Raw genomic sequence first — 15275 nt, 5'->3', positions numbered from 1 at the left:
CCCGGCTCGTAGCTCGTAGCTCGTAGCTCGTAGCTCGTAGCTCGTAGCTCGTAGCTCGTAGCTCGTAGCTCGTAGCTCAAAGCCTATAAACCCCACCAGTCCGGCAACAACGCCCGATTCTCCGCCCGTGCGAAGCGGTCATCCATCAAGACCACCACGCCACGGTCCTGCGGGCCGCGGATGACCCGGCCGGCGGCCTGCACCACCTTGATCATGCCGGGCACGCGGTAGGCGTAGTCGTCGCCGCGGCCGAAGCGCGCCTGCAGGCGTTGCTTCAGTGCCTCGTTGAGCGGGTCGAAGGGCGGCAGGCCCAGAGTGATCACGAAGGCGCCCACCAGGCGCTCGCCCGGCAGGTCGATGCCTTCGGCGAAGGCGCCGCCGAGCACCGCAAAGGCGATGCCGCTGCCCTCGGGGCTGAAACCGGCCAGGAAGGCATCGCGCTCGGCCTCGCTCATGCCGCGCTGCTGGGCGCGCAACGGCACCTCGGGGTACACCGCCTCCAGTCGAGCCCGAGCCGCTTCCAGATAGGCGAAGCTGCTGAAGAAGGCCAGGTAGTGGCCGGGCTGACGGCGATACTGCCCCGCCAGCTCCTCGACGATGGGGCCGAGCGAGGCGTCACGATCCTTGAGGCGCGTCGAGATATCCGCCCGGCAGCGCACCTCCAGCTGCTCCGCCATGAAGGGAGAGGCCACGCGACGCACCACGCTGTTGTCGGGCAGACCGAGCAGGTCGCGGTGATACGCGGGTGGGCTCAGCGTGGCCGAGAACAGCATCGTCGAGTGGGCCGCGGCAAAGCGGGAGCGCAGGAAGTCTGCGGGCACCAGGTTGCGAATCGCCATGACGGCCTGGCCCTGGCCGGCACGCCGCAGCTCGCACAGCGAATGCTCGCCGAAGCGCTCGGCGAGACGCGCAAAGGCCAGCGCCTCGAACAGAAACTCCCGGAGGCTCGGATCGCCACCCTCAGGATGCTCGGCCAGGTAGTCGCCCACCGCCGAGACGGCGCGTTGCAGGGCACCCAGCCAGCCCTCGGGGATCGACGCCAGCGCCTGCCACTCCACATCGGGCTGCTCGCGCAGCAGCTCGCGCCAGCGGCGTACCAGGCTGCCCAGTGGCCGTTTCAAGGCCGGCGGCGATAGGCGATGCAGTCGATTGAGGCGTTTCTGGGACAGCGCCGCGCTATACATGCCGCGGGCCCGCTCCACCAGGTTGTGGGCCTCGTCGACCAGCAGCGCCAGCCGCCAGTCATCGGCCTGGGCCAGGCCGTGAATCAGGGCACTATCATCGAAGTAGTGGTTGACGTCGCCGATCAGCACATCGCTCCAGCGCGCCAGCTCCTGCCCCAGATAATACGGGCAGACCTGATGCGCCAGCGCCACCTCGCGCAGGCCTTCCCGGTCGAGCCAGCCCTGTTCGACGGCGGCCTGACGCGCCGCCGGCAAGCGGTCATAGAAGCCCCGCACCAGCGGGCAGGCCTCGCCATGGCAGGCCAGGTCCGGATGCTCGCAGGCCTTGTCGCGTGCTACCAGCTCCAGGACCCGCAGCGGCAGGCGGTCCGCGGCTTCGGCAGCGGCGCCGAGAGCCGCCAGGGCATCCAGCGCCAGACGGCGTCCCGGCGTCTTCATGGTCAGAAACGCCAGCCGGTCGATGCCGCGACGCGGCATGGCCATCAGGCTGGGATACAGCGCCCCCAGGGTCTTGCCGATGCCGGTGGGCGCCTCGGCCAGCAGGCAGCGTCCGCTGGCGGCCGCGCGATAGGCATCCTCGGCGAGGGCGCGCTGGCCGGGGCGAAAGTCGGCATGCGGAAAGGCCAGCGCGGTCAGTGCCCGGTCGCGACTCTGGCGATGCGCGGCCTGTTGCTCGGCCCAGTCGCGGAACTGCCGGCACAGGCCGGCCAGGAAGTCGCGCAGCTCGCCGGCCTCGGCGTCACGGGTCAGCCGCGTCTCGGCACCGCTGACCACATCCAGATACACCAGCACCAGGGTCACGCGCTCGAGCGCCTCGGCTTCGCACAACAGGGCGCCATAGGCCGAGACCTGGGCCCAGTGCAGGGCGCGCTGGTTCTCGCCCATGCGCGAGAGATCGCCGCGATGGGTCTTGATCTCTTCCAGCTCACCGCGCCGGGGGTCATGGCCATCCGCGCGCCCGGCCAGCTGCAGGCCCTCGACCACGCCGGCCAGCGGCACCTCGGCGCGATAGTCCGGCCCGCGACGCGCCACGACCCGCGCATGACCCTCGATGCCTTCCCGCGCACTGGGCGCCGGCGTGAAGCGGTAATCGAGATCGCCCTTACGCGCGGTAAACTCGCAGAGGGTGCGCACCGCAACCCGGTAACCCGGCGCCGCCCCGTCCGCCTCGCGACTCATGGCGCCTCCTGCCAGCCGACGCCTTTCTGCCACCCAACATGGCAAACCGCCACGGGCATCCGCCGGGCCTGAAAGAAGCTCAGCCAGCGGCGCTGATTGTCCTGCAGACGGTCGCCCGGCCCCTTGACCTCGATGAGCCGATAGTGCGGCGCCGGCCCGTCCGGCAAGAACTGGATCAGATCCGGCAGGCCGCTTCGGTTGACCCGCGGGTCCGCCAGGATGCGCTCGAAGCAGGCACGTAGATGCGCGGCGGGCAGGCAGTCGAGGGCCTGTTCGATCAGCGGCCAGCTCAGGCGCTCCCAGTGCAGGAAGGTGGCCGACAGCCCCTGCTTGGTCTGCCAGTGCCGGGCGATGGTGTGGCGGTAGCGGCCATCGTCGAGCTCGGCCAGACAGGCCTCGAAACGCTGGCGACGACGCGCCACGAAGTCCTCGCGGCCCAGATCCGCCGGGGCGCTCTGGAAGGGATGGAAGAAGGCTCCCGGCAGCGGCGCGAACAAGACTTCCCAGCACAACAGGCCGAACAGCCCGCCGATCAGGGCATTTTCCACGTAGTACACCGGCGCCTCGGGCGAGGACAGGTGCGCGACCACCGCCAGCTCGACGCGCTCGCCGGTGGGCGGCAGGGTCAGGTCGAGCCTCTCGGGGCTGGCCTCGCGAGGCGTCGGCTCGGCCGTCAGCCCGAGTCGGCGGCGGAGCCGCGTGCGCAATCGTGCCAGGGCCTGAGCCTCGCGCTCCCCCACCTCGCCGGCCTGCTCGAGCAACGCATGCGCCCGGGCATGCTCGCCGCAACGCTCCAGCAGCCGCAACCGGCGAATGCGCCCCTCACCGTCGCCGGCACGGGCATAGAGCCCGAGGGCGGCCTGTGTCTCCCCCTGACGCTCGGCTTCACGCCCCAGGTGAACCAGCAGGCGCGCGCGCCGACTGGCCAGCCAGGCATTGGCGGACGCCTCGGCGCTGGGCGACTCGGCCAGCGTCTCGCCCAGCGCGACCGAATTCTCGCCCGCGTCGAGGCGTTCGCGCAGACGGTGCAGGAAGAGGTATTCATCGACCTCGGCGCGTCGGCCGAAGGCCCGCGAGGCGGCATCGAAGGCCACGCTCTCGAAGCGCTGCATGCCCAGTTCGGTGAGCACGAACTCGGCCCAGTCCTGGCGCAGGTTGCCGAAGAACATCAGCCGCAGCCGATCGCACAGCAGCATCACCGTCACACGCACCAGCCGATCCGGTGCCTGTGGCCACCATTCGCTCAGCGGCCGCGGTCGGGTCAATCGGGCCTGCAGGGCCTCGTGCAGAGCCGCCTTGCTCGCCGAGCGTGAGACGCCGGCGGCGGCCATCTCGTCGGCCAGCGCCTGGCGCAGCTCGGGCAGGCGCAACTGGCGAAACAGCTCGCTCAGTTCGCACTCGGGGTCCGCCTCGACCCAGCCGGCCTGCTGCAATGGTGCCAGGGCCGCCGTGGTATCACCGATCTCGGCATAATCGAGACGCGAGAGCCGAAACACCTCGCCGCGGCGCATCACCATGCGGACCAGCAGGGCGCGCGATGCCACCGGCAGCTGCGGGAAGTCGCGCAGAAAGGCCAGCTCGGCGTCATCGAGCAGGTCATGATGGCGTGCGGCCACCCAGTCCAGCACGAACTGGAAGTTGCTCAGGTAATAGCGCGGGTCATCCAGCGAGGCCGAGACGCGGTCAGCGGAGGTACTGTTCATGCATACATATTAACAGCTTGGCGCAGCGGGCCACACTCGCCCGGGTATTCAACCGTCAGCGGCTGACCCTGTGGGTACCTGCAGCGTCATCCGCTCGCCGCTGATGGCGATATCGAAGCGCCCCAGAAAGCTCATGCCCAGCAGCGCCTGCTCGCCGCTCAGCCCCTTGCTGATCGAGCCGCGCACCTCGCTGGCCGTCAGCCCGCCCAGGCCGACCTCGTCCAGGGTGGTCAGATGCCCCCGGGCGCGGCCATTGGCGGTGGAGAACCAGACTTCGCGCTGGCGCTCCAGATCGAGCCGATCGGCCAGCTCGGCGGGCACCGCCACATAGGTGGCGCCGGTATCCAGCAGGAATTCTACGGGCTCACCATTGATCCGTCCGGTGGCGACGAAGTGCCCCGCCGGGTTGCGCTCCAGGGTCAGGGGGCCGCCAGTGGCCATTTGCGCAAGATCGGCGTTCGGGTTCTCGCGCTCCTGCAGCCAGCCCTGCCACCACCAGGTGCCCAGACCTATCAGCAGCAACCAGAACAGCAGCATCATGCCCAGGCCGGCACGGCGTGTCTCACTTGCCAAGCTCACCTCCCGCCACTACACGGCTCCGCTATCTTGTCATCCCTCACATATCCCCCTCACTCTTCACACCTCACTCCTCACTCCTCACACCTCACACCTCACACCTCACACCTCACAATTCTGCACGTCATCTGCTTCCCACTGCCGAGCAGCCTCCATGCCCCGCTCCTGATCGACCCCCAGGCAGATCGCGATGGCGATGAGAAAGAGCGCTGCACAGAGCAGGATCGAGGCCTGCAGGCCGACCACCGACTGCAACAGCCCCAGGCCGATGATGCCGAAGACGCCCGCCAGCTTGTTGGCCAGCCCCCAGAAACCGAAGAACTCGGCGGCCTTGCGACGCGGCGAGAACAGCCCCACCAGGGCGCGGCTGGCGGACTGGCTGGAGCCCAGGCTGAGCCCCGCCAGGCAGCCCACCACCAGAAAGACGTGCTGAGCCTGCCAGTCGAGCCCCAGGGTCGCATTCAGCCAGGCGGTCATCTGGGGCGTGGCCCAGATGGCCAGGATGGCCGCAACCCACAGCCCCAGGGTGATCAGATAGGTCTCGCGGGTGCCGATGCGATCCTGGATGGCGCCGAAGCCGATGGCACCGGCCGCCGCGGTGATCTGCACGATGATGAACATGATATTGCGCGTCGCCGCGTCCCAGCCGATGACCTGGGCGCCGTAGATGAAGGCGAAGGCGATGATGATGTAGACCCCGGCCATGGAGAACAGCAGCGACACCAGGAAGACCCCCAGGTCACGAAAGCGCCGCAGCTCGTGCAGGGTCGTGGAGACCCGCTGCCAGGCGATACGGTAATAGGGCTGACCCGGCGGCTGCGGTGTGCCGCGCTCACGCAACCATAGGAAGGTGGGGATGGCAGCGATCAGGAAAAACGCGGCGGCAAAGGGACCTACCCAGCGGATGCGCTCGAAATTCTCCGCCGTGGTCTCGCCCAGCACCACCAGGGTGAAGCCGGCGGCAAAGAGACCACCCACATAGCCCAGCGCCCAGCCGAAGCCGGAGATACGCCCCAGCGACTCCGGTGGCCCCAGCTCCGGCAGGAAGGCCGCGATGAAGGACTCACCCATGGAGTAGGCGTAGTTGGAGACCACGATCAGCACCAGTCCCAGCACCACATAGCCTGGCTCGACGAAGTACAGCATGGCGGTGGTGCCGATGGTGGCCAAGTAGCTGGCAAACAGGAAACGCTTCTTGTCGGCACGGTAGTCCATCACCGCACCACACAAGGGCCCGGTGACGACCACCAGCAGATAGCTGATGGCCAGCGCCAGGCTCCACAGCAGGTTGGCCAGCCGATAGCCATCACCGCGATCACCGACGATCACCGTGGTGAACAGCTCGCCGAACACCACGGTGATGATGAGCAGGGTATAAGCCTGGTTGGCGAAGTCGAACATCGCCCAGCCGAGGATTTCCCGGCGCGAGGCCCAGGGCTTGTCGGCCACATCGGCGGTCGTGGAACTCATGGCGGCATCCCTGTCGAGAAAGGATGCCCAAGATAGCAGCCTGCTCGCGGTGCGGCCATTCCACGCAGACTGAGGGGCTCAGCGTACCCGGGGATACTGCCACAGCGGCGCTCAGACCAGATCGCGGGGAATCGTCTCGTCCCAGGTCTGCGAATAGACGCGCGTATCGTCCTCCCAGGCATCCAGGGTGGCGCGTATCCGAAAGTTCTCGGCATCACTGGTCATGCGCGTTCGCGTCAGAGTGCGTACCTGCCAGTCGCCGCGGCGGAAGCTGCGCTCCCACTCCGTCCAGCCGCTGATACTGTCATAGCTGCCGTAGGAGTAGCTGTAGCGCTCGGTGACGCGCGCCGCGATTTCCAGGTCAATGTCATCGAGGCGATAGCGCCCCTCGTCATTGACCACCTCCAGGGTGGTCTGGTCATTGGCCAGGTCGCGGATCACCTGCCAGCGCTCCTGGGTCGGCTGGAGCAGCGTCTTGGCCAGCGGCGGCGCGGCCTCGGGCTCCGCAAACGCCGGCAGGCGGGCTTCCTCCTCGGGTTGCGGCGGGCGCATGGGCAACAACAAGCGGCTGCGACCGGGACACAGGGTCAGGGTGGCCGGGCGCGGCGATGGCCAGGCCAGCGGCCAGTAGCTGGTCGACAGCGACAGGCGAATGGCATGGCCGGCGGGAAACTGCTGGGCAATATGCTTGAGATCGACGCGCACCCGATAGCGCTGCCCCGGCACCATGGGCGCCGGCGTTTCATCGCTGTCGCGATGGGTCAGGTTGAGCAGGCCATAGGAAATGCGAGTGGCCTTGTCATCGGGGGCGATATCGATCAGCCGCACGGCTACCATGGCCACCGGCTGGTCGACCTCGAGCTCCAGCTCGACGACGGGCTGGCCGCAGATCTCCAGAGGATCATCAAGCCGCGGTGTCTGGAAGACCAGGGCCCCGCCGTCCTCGTCACGCTGATCATGAGGCAGATCGGGCGGTGCATTGTAGGAGCACCACTTGCCCGCATAGAGCCCCACCGAAAGGGGCGATCGCAGCGTCAACACAGTGTCGTCGTCCTCGCCGGCCTCCTCGGGCAGCAGGTCGTGGCCCGTGGTCAGCCGGAAGGAGGTCTCGACAAGGCGCGGTGATGGCCATTCCGGCTCGGCCACCCAACGCCCCGGACGCACCTCATAGCGTGCCGAGGGCGGCACCGACTCCTGCATCCAGACCCGCAGCATGGGCTCGTCCATGATGCCGCTTTCCTTGCCCTTCAGCCATTGGTCCCACCAGCGCAGGGACTCCTGCAAAAAACCGATCGCCGGACCCGGCTCGCCCAGATGGGGGTACTTGTGCGCCCAGGGGCCGATGAGTCCCTTGCGCGGCACCTGCAGGCCGGCCAGCAAGCGAAAGACCGCATTGCAGTAACCATCGGCCCAGCCGCTGATGGCATACACCGGACACTGGATCGCCGAAAAATCCTCACAGACCGAGCCATGCTTCCAGTAGTCATCGCGGCGTTGATGGGCCAGCCATTTGCTCAACCAGAGGCCGCTGCCCTCAAGGCGCTCCAGCCACATGTCGCGCCAGCGTTCGCCGACCAGCGCCGGGTCCGGCGGGCAGGCATTGCCGTCGAACATGGTCGAGGCCCAGGAGAGATTGTCGCCCAGCAGACAGCCGCCCATGTGGTGAACATCATCGGCATAGCGATCATCGGTGGAACACAGCGTTATCACCGCCTTGAGCTGCGGCGGGGCCATGGCCGCGATCTGCAGACCATTGAAGCCACCCCAGGAAATGCCCACCATGCCGACTGCGCCACTGCACCACGGCTGAGCGGCCAGCCACTCGATGATCGCCACGCCGTCATCCAGCTCCTGCTGCAGATACTCATCGGTCAGCACGCCTTCCGATTCACCGGTACCGCGGATATCCACCCGCACCCCGGCATAGCCATGCCCGGCCCAGTAATGATGCACCTGAACGTCACGCTCGGCGGTCAGGTCGCGCTTGCGGTACGGCAGATACTCGAGTATCGCCGGCACCGGGTACTGCTCGGCATCCACCGGCCGCCAGATACGCGCCGCCAGGCGGGTTCCATCGGCCATGCGGATCCAGGTCTCTTCCTCGTGCACCGCGCGCGGAAAGTCTTCGACAATGCGCATTCCTACCTCCTCGTATCAGCCTTCGATGTCGTCGAAGGCAAAGTCGAGCTGTGTCACCAGGCGATCATAGTTGTCGAGCAGTTGCTCGACTGACGTAGCTCCCATCCAGATATAGGCCAGGGCAAAGCTGTAGCTGTCCTGCTCGGGCAAGGTCGAGAGGCGTTGGCCGGCCTCGACCTGCAGGGCAATGACCGTCCCCGGAAAAGCCTTCTCCAACGCCTTGATGGCCGCCGCGTCCGGTACCCGGGTCACCACGGCGTCGGTAAAGAACACACGGTGAAAAAACTTGCCGGCCACTGCGTACCGCCCCTGTCGATGCGGCATGTCCGGCGATTGCCCCAACGCCAGATCAATGGTGACCTGCTGATTACTGATGCCATCGACCTTCTCGAAGAGGTCGCAGTGCGACTGGGAGATGCGCGTATTGATTTCCAGCAACCAGATGCGGTCCTGGGCCTCGTCCCAGAAGTATTCGATATTGAACGCCGAGTGATCGAAGCCGATGTGACGCATCACAGTGTCGGTGAGCTCCAGCATCTTGGCCTGCACCGGGTCGGGCAGCCCGGAGGGGTAGCGGTAATGGAAGAAGCTCAGCACCTGGGGGTAGCGCAGCGAGTCGACGATGCCATAGCTGACCACCTCGCCATCGTGAACATAGCCCTCGACGGTGCACTGCCAGCCGCCGATGATTTCCTCGGCCATGCAGAAGTGGCCGTCCACGGCCTCGATTTCCTCGGGCAGGCGGGCATGCTCCAGCACCGTATTGAAGGGGTCGGCAATCAGGCCGATATCCGCACGCAGGTGCTCGATGGCCTGGTAGAAGTCTTCCGGTGTGTCGATGCGAAAGCCCAGCCGCGAGCCCGAGGACTTGATGGGTTTGACGAAGAACGGGAAGTACAGCCCCGCCTCGCCGATGCGCGTCAGGGCGTCGTCATCGAAGGGGTCGAAGGCCGTGAAGTTGGGGATATGCTGCGGGATGACCTCGCGCTGCACCATGCGGCTCCAGTACTTGTGCTCGCACTTGAGCAGGCTGGAAAGCGACGGCGAGCGGGTGCCGAAACGCTCGCAGAGGATCGGCAGCATGGTGGACACCGGAAAATCCATGTAGCCGGCGATGGCGTCCACATTGCCATCAAAGGCCTCGAGCTGCGCGGTCGCCTCCGCGAGCATGGCGGCGATGTCGAAGACCTCGGTATTGTAGACGGCGGCCGGCTCGATGACCCCGTGAAAACGACACGACTCGGCGCCCCTCAGCCGTTCCAGACGTTGCCGATTGGTGTCATTGAGCCCGACGACGAACACATTGCGCTTATCACTTTCCATGGCTGGCCTCCACGTGGACGATCGCCACGCTTCCTGGCATCACGGTGACCCCCGGATGCCTTCTCGGCGATGCAAGATCGCTGCTTGCATCATAACCGAAGTCCATCGAAAAATACTCGCCATGGCGACAACGTGCGTCAGTCGTGGCATTCTGGAAAGCTGGCAAAGTCGTATCTCGAGGGAGGTGAGCCATGAATCAGCGCGACGCATTCATCGAACGGCTGAAGGACAGTCTGGCCCGCTGGAATGTCGAGATCGAGGAGCTGACCAAGCGCGCTCGGCAGGCCGGTGAGGACACCCGTCAGCAGCATCAGGAAGACATCGACGACCTGAAGGCACGGCGCGATGAAGCCCGCAAGCGCCTGGATGCGCTCCAGGCCTCCAGCGGTGAGGCCTGGGACGACATGCGCCAGGGCGCCGACCGGGCCTGGTCACAGCTACGCGAGGCCTGGGACAAGGCCAGCTCGCGCTTCAAGTAGCGGCCACGGGCCGCTCAGCGGGAATCATCGCTGGCTGCCTCGCCGCGATCGAGCCGCTCGGCCGCGCTGCGACCCTGCCGGGCCAGGCCTTCCAGGCGTTCGATCTGGCTGGCCATCTGCGGCAAGGCATCGCGGCGATAGTTCGCCAGGTCGTCGATGGCGCCCATCACATCGCCGAAGGCGTTTTCCAGCGACTGCATGTCCAGGGTCGCCTGAGAAGCCCGGGTCTGGATGTCCACTCCCTGACGCTTCAGGGCCTCGGCGGTACCGGCGATGGTCTCGGACGTCGCGGTATTGAGCAATTCGATGCGCTCCAGCACGATGCGCTGGTTGGCCAGCGCCAGCGCCACCGTGGCCGCCACGCTGAGCGCCGAGACGGTGACATTGATCGCCCGGTCGACGCCGCGCATCAGCTCGCGGTTGTTGCGGATGATCACCTCGAGGGCCAGCACGCCCTGCTGACTGACCGCCTGTTGCTGCTGCAGATCGAGTATCCGCTGACGCAGCGGAAAGAGCAGCTCTTCCTCGACAAATTGCCGCCGTGACTCATCGAGTTCCGGCAGGTTATTCACCAGGCGCTCATCGATGGCGCGCCCCAGGGCGACCTGACGCTCCAGTTGCTTGAGCGTCTCGTTGAGCGCCTGCTGGTCGTCGTTGAGGGTGATGTTGTCGCGCTCCAGGCGATCCCGGCCGCCCTCGAGCTCGGCGATGATGGCATCCAGCGCCTGCTGGGCGGTCTCGAAGCGCTGGAAGTAGCGCTGCAGGCGCGTCCCCAGCCCCGGAATCCAGCGACGGATACGATCCACGGCACTCGGCTCGAGGCGGTGATGGCGTGGGTCGAGGGTATTCATGCGGCCGCGCAGCTCGCCCAGCGCCTTGGCCACCGGGCCGCCCTCGTCACCCTCCTGGGCCAGCTGGTGCAGCGGCGTCTTGAGCATCTCGCTCTGGTGGGCGGCCTGGCGCTGCAGATCGAGCCCCATCTCGTCGACGGCACGGCGCTGCTCGGCCGCACTGCCCGCCGACTCGCCCAGTATCTCGGCGACGAAGGACGCGGCCGCCGCTTCGAGTTCGCTGTCCAGCGCCTCCCGGGGTTCCGCGGCATCCTGCCCCAGCTCTTCGGCGATGCGTTCCACCGGCGGCAGTGACAGGCGCTGCGAGGCCTTGTCGGAGTCAGTATCGGTCATGATGAGGCTCCCTTGTCGCCATGCCTGGCGGTGGTGTTCGATGTCGACTGGCCATAGCGCTCGGCGCCCTGGATGAAGCGGCGCAGGTCTTCACAGGCCTGCTCGGCGCCCAACGCCGCCTTGGGCCGGCCCGTGACCACGCTCGACAGACGCACGGCGGCGTCATCCAGGGCGGTCAGGGCGGCCTCGTTCTGCGCGGCGAGACGCCGCAGGGCGACCTCGGTTTCCTCGGCCAGCGCCAGGCGCCGCCTCAGGGCCTCGGTTTCTTCCGCGGACAAGCGCGGCGCTTCCTCGGCGAGGCGCTTGCGCACATAGCCGACATCCATGCCGCGGATACCCCGGGCGCGATCGAGCATGGCATCGAAGTCATCGATGGCACCCAGGCTGACCTGATTGACCAGCTTGCGCGCTCGCTCGAAGGCCAGCTCGCCGGGCTCGAAGCGCGAGGCCAGCACCTCGTTGACGTGCCGATAGCGACCATGCAGGCGATCGGCGCGGGTAGCCAGCTCGGGCCGATCGATGCGCAGCAGCTCGCCCTTGACCCGGCACAGGGCACGCACGATGTCGTCGGCCCCCTCCGGTGGCCGGGCCGGGTCGAGCTCCACCACGCCCTCTTCGGCGCGGGCACGCTCGCGACGCCGCGCCTTCTCGAGCTGGCGGGACTCACGGCGAGCCCGCCAGCGACGCCAACGACGCTCCAACGGAAGCTCAATGGCAACCCCCACCAGACCCGCCAACCAGCCCAGCAGGCTGGGCCCGAAGCCGCCCCACAGCGAGGTCAGCCACATCAGCAGGCTGATGAACGGAATCAGCGCGCCATAGCGCACCAGTACCCGCCAGCGCTCCAGCGACTCGGTCGGCAGGGCCAGCGAGGGCTTGATCAAACCGATCAGGCACCAGGCCGGGCAGGTAAGGAAGAGGCCATAGGCCGCCCCCTGCAGAAACTCCAGCATGCTGTTGTCGATCCTCCGCTATGCAGTGACAGGCACTGCCTCATGATGCGTTGCCGGACGCGACTTCGCTACCCTCATGGCTACCAGACCAGCGTCACCAGAACGGCCAGGCCACCGACCAGCAGCGCCGTGACCACCGACCAGCTGACCAGATCATCCAGCCAGCGGTCAAAGCGACTCCAGTCGCGGCGGGCACGGGGCGGCGGGCGGCGGGTGGCGCCGCTTCTTTTTTCGGGGTTGGTGGTATTCTTTGCCATGACGCGCTGCTCCACGCACCTTTGTTCGCTGTTGATGAGCGCATCCACTGCAGATGCAGGCGCCAGTATAAACAAACGCGTGTTTCATCACAGGGGCATACCTTGTGTCGAGGGCTTCGTGTCCCCATATAAAAAAACAAAGCACGCTAATTTTTTGGAGCCCCCATGTCCCGACTGGCCGACACTCCCCTCTCTGTTCTGGACCTTGCGCCGATTCGGCAAGGCGGTAGCGCCGCCGACAGTTTCGCCGAAAGCGTCGAGCTGGCCCGGCTGACCGAACAGCTCGGTTTCACCCGCTACTGGCTGGCCGAGCACCACAGCATCGACGGCATCGCCAGCGCCGCCACTTCGGTGCTGATCGGGCATCTGGCGGCTCACACGTCACGCCTGCGCATCGGCAGTGGCGGTATCATGCTGCCCAATCATCCGCCCCTGGTCATCGCCGAACAGTTCGGCACCCTGGAAACCCTCTACCCGGGTCGCATCGATCTGGGCCTGGGCCGTGCCCCGGGCTCGGATGGCGCCACCATGGCCGCCATGCGCCGCGACCCGCGCGCCGGCGTGGACGACTTCCCGCAACGTCTGGAGGAACTGCGCGGCTATCTGGGCGAGGAGCGCCCGGACCAGCGAGTGCGCGCCATTCCCGGACAGGGCACGCATGTGCCGATCTGGCTGCTCGGTTCCAGCGACTACAGTGCCCGCCTGGCCGCCCGCGAGGGACTGCCCTTCGCCTTCGCCGCCCAGTTTGCCCCGGCCCAGCTGCACCACGCCCTCAAGCTGTACCGTGATAACTTTCAGCCCTCGGAGGTACTGGACGCGCCCCACGCCATGGTCGGCCTGCCGGTGGTCGCCGCCGACTCCGACGAACGCGCCGAGTTTCTCGCCACCACGGCCCGCCAGAAATTCCTGGGGCTGATCCGCGGCCAGCGTACCCGCGCCCTGCCGCCGGTCGAGCGTATCGACTGGTCATCGCTGGAGCAGGCCCAGGTCGAACAGTTCTTCGGCGCTGCCGTCATCGGCGGCCCGCAACGCGTGCGTGACGGCCTTGAGCACTTTCTGGAGAGCACCGACGCGGATGAACTGATGATCCACACCGACGTGTTTGCCCAGCAGGATCGGCTGCGGAGCTACGAGATCCTCGGCGACATCTGGCACAAGGAACCTTCCTGATGGCCTGCTTTCCAATGGTCAGTCATCCACGGCTGCCGACCGACGGCATGCCTCCACGGAGCCCCTCATGACCGACCCCAACGACCCGCGCAACAACGCCGCCTGGCGCGCCGCCCAGCAATGGCAGCAACGTGCTCGCCAGGCGAAACCCGGCGGTCAGGTCAGCGGCATCAAGCTGCTGTTCACCTGGCTGCTATTCGGCGTGATGATGATCGTCGGTACCATCCTCGGCCTGTTCTTCCTGCTGATCGGCTGGGCCATGCTGCCCTTTCTGCGCCGCCGCATGAAAAAGCGCATGGAGCAGATGCGCGCCGACCAGGCCCAGGACGTCGGCGGCGCGACCTATCGCGAACCGCGCCCCGGTCAGGACCGCACTCAGCAACACCAGGTGCTCGAGGGCGATTACGAAGCCCGGGACGAGCGAGCTAAACACTGAGCCCGGCACCCCTGCCCCTCATCCCGCGGCCTCCCCGTCGAGGCCGCTCGCCCACCTCCGATCACTTTGAGATACACTGGTGCCCGGCACATAAATAGCGTGCTACTCGCCAGTGTCCAACTCATGCTGGCCATTACGAACGCGTCTGCTGCCGGATATCAGTTCCGGCCATCCGATCTCATTGGCCACGGAGTCATCGGTGCTCGACATCCTCGCGATCACCACTCCCATCTTTCTCATCATCGGTCTGGGCTATCTGGCCCGGGCCGGCGATATCATCGACCAGGCTCCCCTCCAGGGGGTCGGTACCTTTGTACTTTACTTCGCGCTGCCGGCGCTGGTCATTCGGGCCCTGACCCAGAATCCCCTGAGCGAAGTCTTCAACCCACATTACCTGCTGGCTTATGGCGTGGGTTCGCTGGCCACCTTCTGCATCGGCCTGATCCTTGCAGTGGGCTTGCAGAAAAAACCTCTGGGCACCGGCGCCATCCAAGCACTTGGCATGTCGGCCTCCAACAGTGGTTTTATCGGCTATCCAGTAGCAGCCATGGCCCTGGGACCGCCTGCAGCGGTCTTTCTGGCCTTGAACATGATGATCGAGAACCTGCTGATCATCCCGCTGGCGCTGATACTCGCCGAGCTCGGTCAGCAGGCCGGCAACGGGTTGAGAGAAGCACTGCATCAGACGCTGCAACGGCTGATACGCAACCCGGTGCTAATCGGCCTGACCATCGGCGGCGCCATTGCGGCATCCGGACTGGACCTACCTGCTCCTCTGACGCGCGTCATCGATATGCTGGCCAGTGCCGCCGGGCCGGCGGCACTGTTCGTCATCGGTGGTTCACTCTATGGACTGCGTCCGAGAGGTATGGTGAGAGACATTGGCCAGATCACGCTTGGCAAGCTAGTGCTGCACCCGCTGGCGGTGCTCGGCGTCTTACTGTTCCTGCCACAGGCCGACTCGACTCTGATCACCGGTGCATTGCTGTTTGCCTGCGCGCCCATGATCAGCATTTATCCGCTGCTCGGGCACCGCTTTGGGCTGGACGACATTGCCACCGCATCCTTGATGGTCAGCACCCTGACCGCCTTCGTGACCATCAGTTTGACACTCTGGCTGGTGCGGCACCTCAGTGTCTTCGCCGTTAGCTGAGCGCACTCGGCGCGTTGTTCAATGCCCCTACTCGGGTGAGCCAGCCAGCACGCATTATCGCGATGCGCG

13 protein-coding genes are annotated in these 15275 nt (G+C 66.4%); 4 read left to right on the top strand and 9 right to left on the bottom strand.

Annotation, left to right across the window (positions count from 1 at the left end):
- Positions 1–83: 83 nt before the first annotated feature.
- The 6 genes from HHA01_RS13145 to HHA01_RS13120 form a co-directional block, all read right to left on the bottom strand.
- On the bottom strand, positions 84–2363 hold the full coding sequence (locus HHA01_RS13145; RefSeq protein WP_141321442.1) for an ATP-dependent DNA helicase: 2280 nt from the start codon (positions 2361–2363) through the stop codon (positions 84–86).
- Positions 2360–4066: a VRR-NUC domain-containing protein gene (locus HHA01_RS13140; protein WP_141321440.1), complete on the bottom strand. Its 1707-nt coding sequence runs from the start codon at positions 4064–4066 to the stop codon at positions 2360–2362. The genes HHA01_RS13145 and HHA01_RS13140 overlap by 4 nt, the downstream gene beginning before the upstream one ends.
- Positions 4067–4114: 48 nt before the next feature.
- A complete protein-coding gene (locus HHA01_RS13135; protein ID WP_141321452.1) occupies positions 4115–4606 on the bottom strand; it encodes a retropepsin-like aspartic protease family protein in 492 nt (163 codons plus the stop codon).
- 138 nt (positions 4607–4744) lie between these two features.
- Entirely contained in the window at positions 4745–6112 is a 1368-nt protein-coding gene (locus HHA01_RS13130) for an MFS transporter (protein WP_141321438.1), read from the bottom strand.
- A gap of 111 nt (positions 6113–6223) precedes the next feature.
- On the bottom strand, positions 6224–8251 hold the full coding sequence (locus tag HHA01_RS13125; RefSeq protein WP_141321436.1) for a CocE/NonD family hydrolase: 2028 nt from the start codon (positions 8249–8251) through the stop codon (positions 6224–6226).
- A gap of 15 nt (positions 8252–8266) precedes the next feature.
- Positions 8267–9574, bottom strand: a complete 1308-nt coding sequence (locus tag HHA01_RS13120) for an ATP-grasp domain-containing protein (protein ID WP_141321434.1) — start codon at positions 9572–9574, stop codon at positions 8267–8269.
- Between the two features lie 191 nt (positions 9575–9765).
- On the opposite strand from HHA01_RS13120, the gene HHA01_RS13115 reads away from it, so the two are divergent.
- A complete protein-coding gene (locus HHA01_RS13115) occupies positions 9766–10053 on the top strand; it encodes a sll1863 family stress response protein (protein ID WP_141321432.1) in 288 nt (95 codons plus the stop codon).
- Positions 10054–10067: 14 nt separating this feature from the next.
- Here the strand turns inward: HHA01_RS13115 and HHA01_RS13110 are convergent, their stop codons facing one another.
- The 3 genes from HHA01_RS13110 to HHA01_RS14780 form a co-directional block, all read right to left on the bottom strand.
- A complete protein-coding gene (locus tag HHA01_RS13110; protein ID WP_141321430.1) occupies positions 10068–11237 on the bottom strand; it encodes a toxic anion resistance protein in 1170 nt (389 codons plus the stop codon).
- A complete protein-coding gene (locus HHA01_RS13105) occupies positions 11234–12190 on the bottom strand; it encodes a cobyrinic acid a,c-diamide synthase (protein WP_141321428.1) in 957 nt (318 codons plus the stop codon). The genes HHA01_RS13110 and HHA01_RS13105 overlap by 4 nt, the downstream gene beginning before the upstream one ends.
- Positions 12191–12270: 80 nt before the next feature.
- Positions 12271–12447 (bottom strand): hypothetical protein, encoded by a 177-nt coding sequence (locus HHA01_RS14780; protein ID WP_170214879.1) that lies wholly within the window; start codon positions 12445–12447, stop codon positions 12271–12273.
- Between the two features lie 165 nt (positions 12448–12612).
- Here HHA01_RS14780 and HHA01_RS13100 point away from each other — a divergent pair, with 165 nt between their 5' ends.
- The 3 genes from HHA01_RS13100 to HHA01_RS13090 all read left to right on the top strand — a co-directional run bounded on the left by HHA01_RS13100 (position 12613) and on the right by HHA01_RS13090 (position 15206).
- Positions 12613–13617, top strand: coding sequence for an LLM class flavin-dependent oxidoreductase (locus HHA01_RS13100; protein ID WP_141321426.1), 1005 nt, complete (start codon positions 12613–12615; stop codon positions 13615–13617).
- Positions 13618–13684: 67 nt separating this feature from the next.
- Positions 13685–14053: a SoxR reducing system RseC family protein gene (locus tag HHA01_RS13095; protein WP_141321424.1), complete on the top strand. Its 369-nt coding sequence runs from the start codon at positions 13685–13687 to the stop codon at positions 14051–14053.
- Between the two features lie 199 nt (positions 14054–14252).
- Positions 14253–15206 (top strand): AEC family transporter, encoded by a 954-nt coding sequence (locus HHA01_RS13090; RefSeq protein WP_141321422.1) that lies wholly within the window; start codon positions 14253–14255, stop codon positions 15204–15206.
- The last annotated feature ends 69 nt before the right edge of the window (positions 15207–15275 follow it).

It is taken from the genome of Halomonas halmophila (assembly GCF_006540005.1).
GTDB lineage: Bacteria > Pseudomonadota > Gammaproteobacteria > Pseudomonadales > Halomonadaceae > Halomonas > Halomonas halmophila.
Note: the sequence above shows the minus strand (reverse complement) of the source record. Positions and strands in the feature narration are given on the sequence as shown.

Bases quoted from the DNA above. Each gene is read 5' to 3' on its own strand.
- HHA01_RS13145 (WP_141321442.1), bottom strand. From the start codon at position 2,363: ATGAGTCGCGAGGCGGACGGGGCGGCGCCGGGTTACCGGGTTGCGGTG.
- HHA01_RS13140 (WP_141321440.1), bottom strand. From the start codon at position 4,066: ATGAACAGTACCTCCGCTGACCGCGTCTCGGCCTCGCTGGATGACCCG.
- HHA01_RS13135 (WP_141321452.1), bottom strand. From the start codon at position 4,606: ATGATGCTGCTGTTCTGGTTGCTGCTGATAGGTCTGGGCACCTGGTGG.
- HHA01_RS13130 (WP_141321438.1), bottom strand. From the start codon at position 6,112: ATGAGTTCCACGACCGCCGATGTGGCCGACAAGCCCTGGGCCTCGCGC.
- HHA01_RS13125 (WP_141321436.1), bottom strand. From the start codon at position 8,251: ATGCGCATTGTCGAAGACTTTCCGCGCGCGGTGCACGAGGAAGAGACC.
- HHA01_RS13120 (WP_141321434.1), bottom strand. From the start codon at position 9,574: ATGGAAAGTGATAAGCGCAATGTGTTCGTCGTCGGGCTCAATGACACC.
- HHA01_RS13115 (WP_141321432.1), top strand. From the start codon at position 9,766: ATGAATCAGCGCGACGCATTCATCGAACGGCTGAAGGACAGTCTGGCC.
- HHA01_RS13110 (WP_141321430.1), bottom strand. From the start codon at position 11,237: ATGACCGATACTGACTCCGACAAGGCCTCGCAGCGCCTGTCACTGCCG.
- HHA01_RS13105 (WP_141321428.1), bottom strand. From the start codon at position 12,190: ATGCTGGAGTTTCTGCAGGGGGCGGCCTATGGCCTCTTCCTTACCTGC.
- HHA01_RS14780 (WP_170214879.1), bottom strand. From the start codon at position 12,447: ATGGCAAAGAATACCACCAACCCCGAAAAAAGAAGCGGCGCCACCCGC.
- HHA01_RS13100 (WP_141321426.1), top strand. From the start codon at position 12,613: ATGTCCCGACTGGCCGACACTCCCCTCTCTGTTCTGGACCTTGCGCCG.
- HHA01_RS13095 (WP_141321424.1), top strand. From the start codon at position 13,685: ATGACCGACCCCAACGACCCGCGCAACAACGCCGCCTGGCGCGCCGCC.